13 protein-coding genes are annotated in these 12,611 nt (G+C 67.4%); 6 read left to right on the forward strand and 7 right to left on the reverse strand.

Annotated features, from left to right (window positions below; genetic code table 11):
* Positions 1 to 5: 5 nt before the first annotated feature.
* Both ACN6PJ_RS13645 and ACN6PJ_RS13650 read right to left on the reverse strand, forming a co-directional pair.
* A complete protein-coding gene (locus tag ACN6PJ_RS13645; RefSeq protein ID WP_427996402.1) occupies positions 6 to 275 on the reverse strand; it encodes a hypothetical protein in 270 nt (89 codons plus the stop codon).
* A 24-nt stretch (positions 276 to 299) separates the two neighbouring features.
* A complete protein-coding gene (locus ACN6PJ_RS13650; protein WP_427996403.1) occupies positions 300 to 1,073 on the reverse strand; it encodes an SDR family oxidoreductase in 774 nt (257 codons plus the stop codon).
* A 155-nt stretch (positions 1,074 to 1,228) separates the two neighbouring features.
* Between ACN6PJ_RS13650 and ACN6PJ_RS13655 the strand changes: the two genes are divergently transcribed.
* Positions 1,229 to 2,134 (forward strand): LysR substrate-binding domain-containing protein, encoded by a 906-nt coding sequence (locus ACN6PJ_RS13655; RefSeq protein WP_427996404.1) that lies wholly within the window; start codon positions 1,229 to 1,231, stop codon positions 2,132 to 2,134.
* 33 nt (positions 2,135 to 2,167) lie between these two features.
* Here the strand turns inward: ACN6PJ_RS13655 and ACN6PJ_RS13660 are convergent, their stop codons facing one another.
* A complete protein-coding gene (locus ACN6PJ_RS13660) occupies positions 2,168 to 3,586 on the reverse strand; it encodes an amidase (protein ID WP_427996406.1) in 1,419 nt (472 codons plus the stop codon).
* Between the two features lie 70 nt (positions 3,587 to 3,656).
* Positions 3,657 to 4,889, reverse strand: coding sequence for an amino acid ABC transporter substrate-binding protein (locus tag ACN6PJ_RS13665; protein ID WP_427996407.1), 1,233 nt, complete (start codon positions 4,887 to 4,889; stop codon positions 3,657 to 3,659).
* Positions 4,890 to 5,009: 120 nt separating this feature from the next.
* Between ACN6PJ_RS13665 and ACN6PJ_RS13670 the strand changes: the two genes are divergently transcribed.
* From ACN6PJ_RS13670 to ACN6PJ_RS13690, 5 genes are all read left to right on the forward strand, one after another.
* The gene (locus ACN6PJ_RS13670; protein ID WP_427996408.1) at positions 5,010 to 5,933 is read left to right on the forward strand and encodes a LysR family transcriptional regulator; all 924 of its coding nucleotides are present in this window, start codon (positions 5,010 to 5,012) and stop codon (positions 5,931 to 5,933) included.
* Positions 5,934 to 6,021: 88 nt separating this feature from the next.
* Positions 6,022 to 7,014 (forward strand): branched-chain amino acid ABC transporter permease, encoded by a 993-nt coding sequence (locus ACN6PJ_RS13675; protein ID WP_427996409.1) that lies wholly within the window; start codon positions 6,022 to 6,024, stop codon positions 7,012 to 7,014.
* Between the two features lie 9 nt (positions 7,015 to 7,023).
* Complete coding sequence (locus ACN6PJ_RS13680; RefSeq protein ID WP_427996410.1) at positions 7,024 to 7,905, forward strand: branched-chain amino acid ABC transporter permease; 882 nt, start codon at positions 7,024 to 7,026, stop codon at positions 7,903 to 7,905.
* A 13-nt stretch (positions 7,906 to 7,918) separates the two neighbouring features.
* Positions 7,919 to 8,626, forward strand: a complete 708-nt coding sequence (locus ACN6PJ_RS13685) for an ABC transporter ATP-binding protein (RefSeq protein ID WP_427996411.1) — start codon at positions 7,919 to 7,921, stop codon at positions 8,624 to 8,626.
* A gap of 1 nt (position 8,627) precedes the next feature.
* Positions 8,628 to 9,368 carry an ABC transporter ATP-binding protein gene (locus ACN6PJ_RS13690; RefSeq protein WP_427996412.1) on the forward strand — a complete coding sequence of 247 codons (741 nt, stop codon included), beginning with the start codon at positions 8,628 to 8,630 and terminating at the stop codon, positions 9,366 to 9,368.
* Positions 9,369 to 9,514: 146 nt separating this feature from the next.
* Here the strand turns inward: ACN6PJ_RS13690 and ACN6PJ_RS13695 are convergent, their stop codons facing one another.
* Genes ACN6PJ_RS13695 through argJ form a run of 3 tightly spaced genes read right to left on the reverse strand, consistent with a single transcriptional unit; the run spans position 9,515 to position 12,588 of the window.
* Positions 9,515 to 10,477, reverse strand: a complete 963-nt coding sequence (locus ACN6PJ_RS13695; RefSeq protein ID WP_427996413.1) for a Nudix family hydrolase — start codon at positions 10,475 to 10,477, stop codon at positions 9,515 to 9,517.
* Complete coding sequence (locus tag ACN6PJ_RS13700; protein WP_427996414.1) at positions 10,470 to 11,336, reverse strand: ATP-binding protein; 867 nt, start codon at positions 11,334 to 11,336, stop codon at positions 10,470 to 10,472. Before ACN6PJ_RS13700 ends, ACN6PJ_RS13695 begins: the two co-directional genes overlap by 8 nt.
* Before the next feature lie 25 nt (positions 11,337 to 11,361).
* Positions 11,362 to 12,588: a bifunctional glutamate N-acetyltransferase/amino-acid acetyltransferase ArgJ gene (gene argJ, locus ACN6PJ_RS13705; RefSeq protein ID WP_427996415.1), complete on the reverse strand. Its 1,227-nt coding sequence runs from the start codon at positions 12,586 to 12,588 to the stop codon at positions 11,362 to 11,364.
* Positions 12,589 to 12,611 lie beyond the last annotated feature (23 nt).

The raw sequence follows: 12,611 nt of genomic DNA on the forward strand, positions 1-12,611 counted from the left end.
AGCGCTCAGGCGCGGGGCGCGAACGCGATCAGCAGCCCCGCCACGGCCGCCGGCGCGCCGAAGACCAGCAGCAGGATGGGCAGCTCCTCGCGCAGCGTATAGCCCGCGCGAGCCACTCCCACCCACAGGTTGGCCACCGACACCAGCAGCCAGGCGGGGATGAAAAGTTTGGCCGCGAGCGCCACGGCAGGGAAGCTGCCGCCCCATAGCCAGCCAAACAGCGCGAAGACGGCCAGGAGCAGCAGGCCCGCGAAGAGGGTGAGCAGCACGTGCATGCCTTTTCTCCGGAAGGGGGCGGCCTACTTGGTGGTGTAGCCGCCGTTGATCAGCATCGTCTGGCCGGTGATCCACCAGCCGTCCGACACCAGGAAGCGGATGAAGGGCACCACGTCCTCGATGTCGGTCAGGCCGGTCTTGGAAAACGGCGACAGCGCGGCCGCGGTCTTGTGGTACGCCACGGCGTCGGCGCCTTCGGCAGGATAGAAGAAGGGCGTGTCCATGGGGCCGGGGCCCACCGCCGTCACGGAAATGCCGCGGGCGCCGAATTCCTTGGAGGCGGCGCGGGTGTAGTGCTCGACCGGCGCCTTGGTGCCCGCGTAGGCGGCGTAGAAGGGCGTATAGGCGCCCAGCAGCGAGGTCACCAGCGTGCAGATCTTGCCGTTGTCGTTGACGTGGCGGCCCGCCTCGCGCAGGAAGAAGAAGGCGGACTTGGCGTTGACGGCGGCCATCTCGTCGTATTCGGCTTCGGTAATCTCGGTGAAGGGCTTCTTGAGCACCTTGCCGACGGTATTGATCGCGATGTCGGGCCGGCCCACCGCGGCGACGGCATCCGCGAAAAGCCGTTCCATCGCGCCTGCCGTGCTGAGGTCGGCCTGCAGGGCCACGGCCTGCGCGCCAACGGCCTTGACGGCGGCCACCGTGGCCTCCGCATCCTCCCGGCTGCCGGGGCTGTTGTAGTGGATCGCGACCGCCCTGGCGCCTTGTTGCGCGAGGTCCCGCGCAATCAGGCCGCCCAGATTCTTCGCGCCGCCCGCGATGATGACGGTTTTGTCTTTGATGCCATGGTCTGCCATGTTCGTCTCCGCTGTCCGGGCCGCCGGATGCGGGCCCTTCATGGGACGATGATATATTCCACAAAATCAGGATAAAACCTGGATTTCTGGTATCTATATCCAGAAATCACGAACAATGGAATTCCATCCCCAGCTGGCGCCGGAGGCCATCTCCCATGGATCGCATCGACCTGTTCCGCGTCTATGCCCGCGTCGTCGAATGCGCGAATTTCTCGCGCGCGGCGGACACGCTGGGCCTGCCGCGCTCCACGGTGTCCGCCGCCGTCCAGGAACTGGAGGGCAGGCTGGGCGCGCGGCTGCTCAACCGCACCACGCGGCAGGTCGCGCCGACGCAGGAGGGCGCGGCGTTCTATGAGCGCTGTCTGCGCCTGGTGGCCGACATGGAGGACGCCGAGAACCTTTTTCGCCATGCCGCGGGCGGGCCCAGCGGCACTTTGCGCGTCGACGTGCCGGGGCGCGTGGGCCGACTGATCGTCGCGCCGGCGCTGCCGGATTTCCTGGAAGCGTATCCGCAGATCGACATCGTGCTCGGCGTCACCGACCGCGCCGTCAATCTCATCGAGGAAGGGGTGGACTGCGTGCTGCGGGTGGGCGCGCTGCCGGACTCCGGCCTGGTGGCGCGGCCCATCGGCATGTTGCCGCTTATCAACGTCGCCAGCCCGTCCTACCTGGCCCGCCACGGCGTGCCGGCGACGCCGGCGGACCTGGCGGGGCATGGCTGCGTCAACTATGCCTCGCCCACCACCGGACGGCCGGCGCCGTGGGAATGGCAGGAGGGCGGCGCGACGCGCAGCCAGCCGCTGCGCGGCCGCGTCACGGTCAATAGCGCGGAGGCCTACATCGCGTGCTGCGTGGCCGGACTGGGCCTGATCCAGATCCCGGCCTACGACGTGCAGGCGCAGATCGCCGCCGGCGAACTGGTGGAAGTGATGCCCGGCCATCGACCCGCGCCCATGCCCATGACCTTGCTTTACCCGCAACGGCGGCCGCCTTCGCGTCGCGTCCAGGTATTCGCCGACTGGCTGGAAGCGCTGCTGAAGCCGGCCTGCGGGCTGCGCTGAAGCCGCGCGGGCCGGGCCCCGCGCGGCGGGGCGCTACAGGCCGATCGCCCCGAGATCGGGCCGCCGCAGGTGCCAGTCCGTGGCCGCCTGGAAGGCCATGCCGAGCCGGCCCAGCGCGGCTTCCCCTTCGGGCCTGCCCAGCAGTTGCACGCCGATGGGCAGGCCGTCCGCGGTGAAGCCGGCGGGCAAGGCCAGGCCCGAGGCGTTGACGTAGTTGCCCGGCCGGGTGAATGCCGCCAGCGGCGTGGCGTTCTCGTCCACTTCCTCAAGCGGGCAGGCGGCGAAGGGCAGGCAGGGCGCCAGCACGGCGTCGAAATCGCGCATCCAGTTCCGCCATGCCGCGCAGGCGGCGGCATGGGCCTGCAACGCCCGGATGTAGTCGGCGGCCGTCACCTGCTTGCCGCCCAGCACGCGGGCGCGCACGTAGCGGCCCAGGGGCAGCGCGTCGTCTTCGATGTAGTCGCGGTGCTGCGCATAGGCTTCGGCCGCGATGATCAGGCCGTTGCGCAGCATCATGTCGTGGAAATCGAAGGGGAAGGGCGCCTCGATGAAGTCCGCGCCCAGCTCCGCCAGCGTGCGCCGCGCGTCGTCCAGCGCGCCCTGCACGGCGGCGTCCACGGCGATGGGGTATTGCGCCGCCGGCATGAGGGCGATGCGCATGCCGCGCAGCGGCTTGGGGCCGGCGCCGGGCTCGGGCAAGCGGAAGGCGGCCACGCCCTGCGTTACCGGATCGAGCGGATCGGGCCCGGACAGGGCTTCCGTCAGCATCAGGGAGTCGCGCGTGTCGCGAGTGAGCGGGCCGATGGAATCCAGCGTGTGGGACAGCGCCACGGAGCCATGCAGGCTGATGAGGCCGCGCGAGGTCTTCAGGCCCGTGATGCCGTTCAGCGCGGCCGGAATCCGCACCGAGCCTCCGGTGTCGGAGCCCAGGGCGGCGGGCGCGAGGCCCGCGGCCACCGCCACGCCGGATCCGCTGGACGAGCCGCCCGGGATGCGGGCGCGGACCAGATCCCAGGGGTTGCGCGGCGTTCCCATCACGGGATTCGTGCCCCAGCCGCCGAACGCGAACTCCACCATGTGCGTCTTGCCGAGCACCACCATGCCGGCGTCGAGCAGGCGGGTCACCGCCGTGGCGGTGAGCCCGCTGCGGCGTTGCCGCCAGGCCTGCGAGCCGGCCGTGGTGACCTGGCCCTGGATATCGCACAGATCCTTGACGGCCACGGGCAGGCCGTCCAGCGGCCCGAGCAGGCCATAGCCCGCGCGGCGGCGCGCGTCGGCGGCCTCGGCCAGTTTCAGCGCGCCCTCGTGGTCGACGCTGACGTAGGCTCCCAGCGCGGGGTTGGCCCGGTCGATGCGGTCCAGGTAGTGCCGCGCGAGTTCGACCGAACTGTAGCGGCCGCTGGCCAGGCCCTGCGCCAGTTCACCCAGCGTGGCAAATGCAATGTCAGACATGTTTTCCTCGGTTGATGTGCAGGAAGCGGCACGGACTGCCGTGCCGCTTGCAGGGGCGTCCCTGCGCGGATCAGCGCTTGTTCCAGTCGGGCGTCGGGTACACCGGTTTCTGCGTGGCCACGTCCTCGGGCCAGACGGGCACCATGCCCTTGCCGGGCAGGAGCTGCACGACGGGGAATGGCATCAGCAACTGTTTGCCCGTTTCATCGATGGCGTAGGGGCCGGCCATGACGGTCAGCTTGCCGGACAGGTCCAGCGAGGCCTTCTTCAGCGCGGCCGCATCGGTATTGCCGGCCTTCTTCACGATCTCTTCGGTCAGGGCGCCGGCGCCGTAGGCCAGCGCGGTCTGGAAGTCGGGCGGGAACTCGGCCTTGGGGAACTGGCGGTCGTAGGCCGCGGCGAATTGCTCGCGCGTCATGCCCGCGTTGACCTTCCAGTTGATCGCGGGATGGTAGTTGGTGTGACTGTAGATGTAGTTCGCGTCCGCGCCGATGGCCTGGAATTGCGGCGTCGAGGCATACACCATGAAGACGTAGGGGAAGTTGATGTCCAGCTGCTTCATCTGGCGCGTCATGCTGATCAGGTCGCCCTCGTACGAGGTCGGCACCAGCGCTTCGGCGCCGGCGGCGCGCGCCTTCTGCAGGATGGTGCTGAAATCCTTCTGGCCCTTCGGGTACTTCTCGAACAGCACCACCTGCATGCCGTTCTTGGCGGCCTGTTCGCGTCCGCCCTCGGCCAGGCCCGCGGGGAACGGCTCGTCCGAATACAGCAGGGCCACCTTCTTCACCCCTTGCCTGGCGGCCAGCTCCATGTTGGCGCGCAGCATGGCCGACACCGGCATCTGCGTGCCCGAGACCATGTTCTTGAAGCCCTGCTTGTACAGATCGTCGCTGGCGGCCGACCAGACCATCATGTACTTGCCCAGGCGTTCCGTCACGGTAGCGGCCGCCGCGGTCAACGTGGAGCCGAAGGGCGCGAACACCAGATCCACTTTTTCATCGACAATCAGGCGTTCGTAAACGCGGGTCACCATCTGCTTGTCGCTGCGGTCGTCCAGTTTGACGAGTTCGACCGGGTATTTCTTGCCATTGACTTCGATGCCGCCGCGGCGGTTGACGTCGTCGACCCACAGCTCCACGCCGCGCACGCCGGATTGCGATGCCAGGGCAAAGCTGCCGGTGGACGAAACCGTCATGCCTACCCGGATCTTGTCCGAGCTCTGGGCGGAGGCGAGGGATGGGGCGAGGGCGGCCATGGCCAGGGCCAGCGCCGGTAAGCGGAACAGCCAGGATTTCGCGAACATGGGTTGTCTCCTATCGTTTTTGGATGTGGGGCCCTTCCTCCCGCGGAGCTTGAGTCCGAGGCCCGGTATTGGGCAATAATTGCCCAATACCTGAGAAAGCGTATAACAAATAGGCATGGAGTGCACGCCTTGAATAAATTGAACTACCGACAGACCGAAATGCTCTGGGCCATCGTGATGGCCGGATCGATCAGCGGCGCCGCCCGTCTGTTGAATATCTCGCAGCCGGCGGTCAGCCGGATGCTGGCCCAGACCGAGAAATCCATGGGCCTGACACTGTTCGAGCGGGTGCGCGGGCGGCTCCGGCCCACGCCGCAAGTGCATAGCCTGTTTGAAGAAATCGAAAAAACGCAACGCATGATGCAGCGCGTCAACGATCTCGCGGACGCGCTGTCGGAGCATGGCACGGGGGTACTGCGGCTGGCTTCCATTCCAAGCCTGGCGCAATTCCTGGTGCCTCGCGCGGTGGCGCGTTTCCAGCAGCGTCATCCCGAGCTGCTGTTGCGGCTGAACACCAGCGCGCTGCCCAATCTCATCACTGAGGTGCTCCAGGGGGAGGCGGAGCTTGGGCTGGTGGTCATGCAGGCGGACCACCCGTTCCTGACGTCGGAGCTCCTGCACGTGGGGCGCATGGTGGCGGCGATCCCGAAGTCCCATCCTCTGGCGGATCGCGCCCGGGTCAGTCTGGCCGACCTGTCCCCGCATCCGCATATCGTGGTGGGCACGCGCATGCCCTTCGGCATGCTGGTGCTGGGGGCGTTCGAGCAGGCCGGGCTGCCGTGCCGGATGTGCGCCGACGTGCCCTGGAGCCAGCTGGCCTGCGCGCTGGTCAATGCCGGCGTCGGGATCGCCATCGTGGACGAATTCACCGTCATGCAGAACACCATGCCCGATGTCGTGATCGTGCCGCTGGCCGAGCGCATTCCCCTGAATATCTCGGCGGTCTATGCCGGCGGCCGGGAGCCTTCGCAGATCGCCGTCCAATTCATCAAGGAGCTGCGCCAGGTGTTGGCGGAGGCGTTTCCGGTGTCCGATCAGGGTTAATACTTAACCTAAAGTTATGGTTTTATCAGTCATAATCGCCTCCAAATAAATCGGCCGCCCAATCCGGACAGGCCTGGAGGAAGACACCATGAGCAGCAGTCCCGCCCTGGCGGCGGGCGCGGCTTCGCATCGCGCGCAGGATCAGCGCGCGGTGCGATTGCGCACCCGCATCGCAATGACCGTCTTTGTCGCGCTGACGGCCGTCCTGGCCGCGATTCCGTTGGCGACCTCGAATATCTCGTTCGCGTTCTACCTCATGCTGTGGATCACCATGGCCAGCGCCATGAACATCTGCGTGGGCTTTACCGGCTACCTGCCGTTCGGCTACGTGGTGTTCTACGGCGTGGGCTCCTACGCCACCGGCATCTGCTACAAGATCCTGGGCTGGCCCATCCTTCCCTCGCTGCTGGCCGCGGGCTGCGTGGGGGTGATCATCGCGCTGCTGCTGGCGCCCACCCTGCGCCTGCGCGGGGTGTACTTCGGCATCGTCAGCCTGGCGCTGGCCACCATCGTCAAGCTGGTCATTTCCAATCTGCCCCAGTCCTTTACCGGCGGCAGCATGGGCATCATCCTGTCCAACGCCAACAACCCATCGCACAGTTACTACGCCATGCTGATCGTGATGGGCGCCACGCTGGCCACCGTCACCTGGCTGTCGGTGTCGCGGCTGGGCCGCGCCCTGAAGGCAATCCGCGACGACGACGGCGCTGCCGCCTGCGTCGGCATCCACGTTCCCAATACCCGGCTGAAGGCGTGGCTGCTGGCGGCGCTGTTCCCCGCCCTGGCCGGGGGCATCGAGGCCTGGTACACCAACGTGGTGGATCCGGAATACGCCTTTCACGTGCTGATCACGGCCAAGAGCATCATCTACGCGATGGCGGGCGGGTTCGGCACCATCCTCGGGCCGGTGGTCGGCACGCTGGCGCTCCTGGGCATCGACCACGTCATCTGGCAGAAATTCCCGGTGGTGAACCTGCTGCTGCTGGGCCTGATCATCGTGCTGCTGATGCTGTTCCTGCCGCGCGGCATCGTCGGCAGCCTGATCAAGCGCAAGCCGCAATTGCGCCGCTACATAGCCTGAGGAAGCGTCATGACCGGACTGATTATCCAAGGCCTGATCAACGGCCTGATCCTGGGCGCCATCTATGGACTGATAGGCGTGGGCCTGAACGTGGTGTTCGGCGTGCTGCGGGTGGTGAACTTCGCGCATGGCGAGTTCCTGGTGCTGGGCGCGTATTTCGCGTTCTACCTGATGGAGTACGCGGGCATCAACCCGCTGCTGGCGCTGCCGCTGGCGTTCGCGGCCTTCTTCCTGGCGGGCTACCTGCTGTATTTCGTGCTGATTCCCCGGCTGAACAAGGCAGACGACCCCGAGATCAGTTCGCTGCTGCTGATGTTCGGGGTCTCCATCATGCTGGGCGCGCTGATGCTGCTGGCCTTCGACGCCGACGCCCGTTCGCTGCCGTACGAGATCGAGCCGGTGTTCCTGAAGTTCGGCCCCGTCCTGATCCCGACGGTGCGCCTGCTGGCGCTGGCCATCGCGCTTGCGATCATCGGCGCGCTGACGCTGTTCCTGTACCGCAGCCAGGTGGGCAAGGCGCTGCGCGCCATCATCATGAACCGCGATGCGGTGCGCATCGTGGGCATCAACGCCGAGCGCCTGTCGGCGGTGGCGTTCGGCCTGGGCGTGGGGCTGGCGGCGGCCAGCGGCGTGCTGGTCGCGATGGTGTTCCCGGCGTTCTCGCCCTTCATGGGCAACGACTACACGCTGATCGGATTCATCGTCATCGTGCTCGGCGGCCTGGGCCATCCGGTGGGGGCGCTGGTCGGGGCGTTGCTGTATGGCATCACCGAGCAGGTGTCGGTGGTGTTCTTCAATCCGTCGATCGCGACCATCTGCGGCTTCGCGCTGATGGTGGCGATGATTTTCGTCAAGCCCAGCGGCCTGTTCGGCCGCCAGGCGCTGCGCTGAACGGGAGCCGGACATGTTGAAAGTCACGAATCTCAAGAAGCGCTTCGGCGGGCTGGTGGCCCTGCAAGGGGTAGACCTGGACGTGCCGCGCGGCTCCATCCTGGGCGTCATCGGCATGAACGGGTCGGGCAAGACCACGATGCTCAACTGCATCAACGGCATCTACACGCCGGACGAGGGGCGCATCGAGCTGGACGGCCGCGATATCGCGGGCCGCCAGATCCACGAGGTGGCCCGGCTGGGCGTGGGACGCACTTTCCAGGTGCCCCGCATCTTCCCCCACCTGAGCCTGCTGGACAACCTGGACGTCGCCCAGCAGCAGGCGGGCCGGGGCGCCGACGAACGCTACGCGCAATCGGAATACTGGCTGCACAAGGTGGAACTGCACCGCCTGCGCCACAACTATGCCGAGGAACTGTCGGGAGGGCAGCAGAAACTGGTGGAACTGGCGCGCATCATGGTGGCACGGCCCAAGGTCGTGCTGCTGGACGAACCTTTCGCGGGCGTCAATCCGGCGCTGGCGCAGCTGCTGATCTCGGTGATCCGCGAACTGCCCACCGAGCACGATTGCTCGGTGGTGCTGGTATCGCACGACCTGACGTCCATCTATCAGTTGTCGCACCACATTATCGTGATGAACGAAGGCGCGATCCTGTGCGAAGGCGACGCCGACCACGTGCGCGCCGACCCGCGGGTGGTCGAAGCCTATCTGGGAGCCTGACATGAGCACGCCTATCATCGCGCTGGAGGATGTGACCGTCGCCTATCATGGCGATATCACCATTCTCAACCGCATCAACGTCCAGGCGCGCGCGGGCAAGGTCACCGGGGTGATCGGGCCCAACGGCGCGGGCAAGTCCACGGTGCTCAAGACGCTGTTCGGCTTCCTGCCGCCGCGCACGGGCCGCATTACGTTGCGAGGACAGGACATCAGCGCGCAGCCTTCGCACGAACGCGCCAGCCACGGCGTGGCGTTCGTGCCGCAGCACCGCAGCCTGTTCGGCGATCTGTCGGTGCACGACAACCTGCTGCTGGGCTGCTGGCCGTTCCGCGGCGACAAGGCGCGGGTGCGCCAGCGCATCGAATCCGTGTACGACCGCTTCCCCATTCTGGCGCAGAAGCGCAACGATCCCGTGTCCAGCATGAGCGGGGGGCAGCAGCGCTTCGTGGAGTTCGGGCGGGCCTTGCTGATCGAGCCCTCGGTGATCCTGCTGGACGAGCCGACCGCGATGCTGGCGCCGAAGATTTCCAAGGAGATCTACAGCCTGATCCGCGGCTTCGCGGACGAGGGCATGACGGTGGTGCTGGTGGACCAGAACGTGCGCCGCTGCGCGGAGGTGTCCGACTATATGTATATCCTGGAACTGGGGCGCAACAAGGCCGAGGGCGGGCGCGAGTCCTTCGAGGACGGTGGCGGGCTGCGGGAGATGGTGGCTTCCTGGATGGATTACAAGATCGATTGAAGTGCCGCTTTTCTTCGCGGCAGGATACTTGGCTGGCGGGACGGTCTGGGTCTGGGCGTCTTTGAGTTCTTGAGACGCCGGCCACGGCGAGGGCCGGGGGGGGCGCGGGGCCACCGACGTGAGCGGCGTCTTAAGAACCCGTTCGTTCAGAGCAACCCGCGTATCCCGGCAATCCCATGCGCGCCATGACGCAACGCGGCAGAGACCGTAGCGGCGGATTGCCCTCCCAACGCGTACACCGGAATGCCCGCATCGCGGTTGCCGGCGACGAAACCTTCCCAGCCCAGCGCCGGGGCGCCCGGGTGCGACGCCGTTTCCAGAACGGGGCCCAGCACGGCGAAGTCCGCGCCGAGTTCCCGCGCATGCACGACTTCCGCGTTGTCGTGGGCCGATACGCCGACCAGCGCGCCGGCGGGCAATGCCGGGCGGGCGGTCAGGCGGGCCGCGTCGGCGCTGCGCAGGTGCACGCCGTCGGCTTCCTTCCACCAGGCCGCGGGGTGGACGCTGTTGACGAGCACGCGGGCGCCCGCGGCGCGGCAGCGCTTGAGCACGGCCTGCATCACTTCATGCAGCGAAGTGGCGCCCACGCCGTCCGGCCATTGCGGCTCGCGCAGCTGCACCAGCTTCACGCCGCGCGCCAGCGCCGCTTCCAGCCGGCCCAGGAAGGCGGGCACGCCCGCGCGCGAGCCGATGCCGCTGATGCCGTAGGCGGTGGGCAGCTGCAGCCAGCGCAGCGGAGGCAGCGTGGCGGGGAGCAGGTCGCCCACCGATGCCGCCTTGGCCGGGTCCACCCATTCCAACCGCTGGTTTTCCAGGCCGCGCGGCTCGCCTTCCCAGCCCGTGACGTGGCAGAAGGCCAGGCGCACCGTGGTGTGCGGGTAGGCATGCACGTAGGTGACCCAGGGGCGGGACTGCGTGACGCGGATGCCGATCTCTTCCTGGAGCTCGCGCGCCAGCGCTTCCAGCACGGTTTCGCCGGGTTCGAGCTTGCCGCCCGGCAACTCCCACCAGCCCGCCCAGGGCTTGCCTTCCGGACGCTGGCCCAGCAGCAGCATGCCGTCCGGGCGCAGGATCAGGCCGGCCGCGACGTCGACAATCTTCTCAGACATGCCGGGCCGCCCAGTCGCGCGCGAATTGGTAGGCCACGCGGCCCGAGCGCGAGCCGCGTTCGATCGTCCACTGCAGGGCCTCGGTGCGCGACGGCTCGATCTGCGCTTCGGGGCAGCCGAGTTCGCGCAGCCAGTGGTAGACGATGTCCAGGTAGTCGTCCTGCTTGAACGGGTAGAACGACAGCCACAGGCCGAAGCGCTCGGACAGCGAGATCTTTTCCTCGACCGTTTCGCCGGGGTGGATCTCGCCGTCGGGCTGGTGCTTGGCCGCCAGGTTCTCGCTCATGTATTCCGGCATCAGGTGGCGCCGGTTGGAGGTGGCGTAGATCAGCACGTTGTCGCCGGAGGCGGAAACGGAGCCGTCCAGCACGGACTTCAATGCCTTGTAGCCGGCCTCGCCTTCTTCGAACGACAGGTCGTCGCAGAACACGATGAAGCGCTCGGGGCGCGAGGCCACCAGCTCGACGATATCGGCCAGGTCGCCCAGATCGGACTTGTCCACCTCGATCAGGCGTAGCCCCCGGTCGCCGTAGGCGGCCAGCATGGCCTTGACCAGCGAGCTCTTGCCGGTGCCGCGGGCTCCGGTCATGAGCACGTTGTTGGCGGGCTTTCTGTCGATGAACTGCAGCGTGTTGCGGTCGATGATGGACTTCTGCCGCTCGATGTGCTGGAGGTCTTCCAGGTCGATGCGCGCCACGTGGCGCACGGCGTCCAGCCAGCCGCGCGAGCCTCGCTTGCGCCAGCGGAAGGCGTGGGCGCTCCAGTCGATTTCGGGCGGAGCGGGAGGAAGCCAGGCTTCCAACTGGGCCAGCACGCGCTCGGCGCGCTGGATGAGGGTGGAAAACTCGGTTGCGGTCACGTCTCGGGTCCAGGTTGGGGGCGGATCAGGAACGGTAGTCGGCGTTGATCGACACGTATTCGTGGGAGAAGTCGCAGGTGTAGACCGTGTCGCTCACCTGGCCGCGGCCCAGCGCGATGCGCACCAGGATTTCGGCCTGTTTCATCACGCGCTGGCTGTCGGCTTCCTGGTAGGCGGGGTTGCGGCCGCCGTCCTTGGCCACCAGCACGTCGTCCAGCCACAGGCGGATCTTGGAGACGTCCAGGTCGTCGATGCCGGCGTAGCCCACCGCGGCCAGGATGCGGCCCAGGTTGGGGTCCGACGCGAAGAAGGCGGTCTTGACCAGCGGCGAGTGCGCCACGGCGTACGCGACCTTCAGGGCTTCCTCGGTGTTGCCCGCCTCTTCGACGCGGATCGTCATGAACTTGGTGGCGCCTTCGGCGTCGCGCACGATCTTGGTGGCCAGTTCCAGCGCCGCGGCCGTCAGGGCCTCGCGCACCGCGGCGTAGGCGGCGTCGGACTCGCTATCGACGTTGACGCCCGACTTGCCGGTGGCGGCGATGATGAAGGAGTCATTGGTGGAGGTGTCGCCGTCGACCGTGATGCGGTTGAACGAGGCGTCGGCGATCTCGACGGCCAGCTTGGCGAGCAGGGGCTGGGCGATGCCGGCGTCCGTGGCCAGGAAGCTCAGCATGGTGGCCATGTTGGGGCGGATCATGCCCGCGCCCTTGCTGATGCCGGTGAACGTGACGGTCTTGCCTTCGATCTGGACCTGGGCCGAGGAGATCTTCGGCAGGGTGTCCGTCGTCATGATGCCGTGGGCGGCGCTGGACCAGTGGTCGGCGGCGAGGTCGGCGATGGCGCGGGGCAGGCCGGCGACCAGGCGGTCCAGAGGCAGCGGCTCCAGGATGACGCCGGTGGAGAAGGGCAGGATCTGGGCCGCGGGCACGCCCAGCAGCTGGCCCAGCGCGGCGCAGGTGTCCTGCGCCTTCTTCAGGCCTTCCTCGCCGGTGCCGGCGTTGGCGTTGCCCGTATTGATGACCAGCGCGCTGATGGGGCCGCCGGCGGCCAGGTGGGCCTGGCAGACCTGCACGGGCGCCGCGCAGAAGCGGTTGCGCGTGAACACGCCGGCGACGCTCGTGCCTTCGGCCAGGCGGAATACCGTCAGGTCGCGTCGGTTGGCTTTGCGGATGCCGGCCTCGGCGACGCCGATTTCAACGCCGGCAACAGGAAAAATTTCGGACTCGGAGGGGATCTGCAGGTTAACGGCCATGACTTCGTCTCATGAATGAGCAG

Source organism: Achromobacter sp., from assembly GCF_050285585.1.
Taxonomy (GTDB): Bacteria; Pseudomonadota; Gammaproteobacteria; order Burkholderiales; family Burkholderiaceae_B; genus Achromobacter.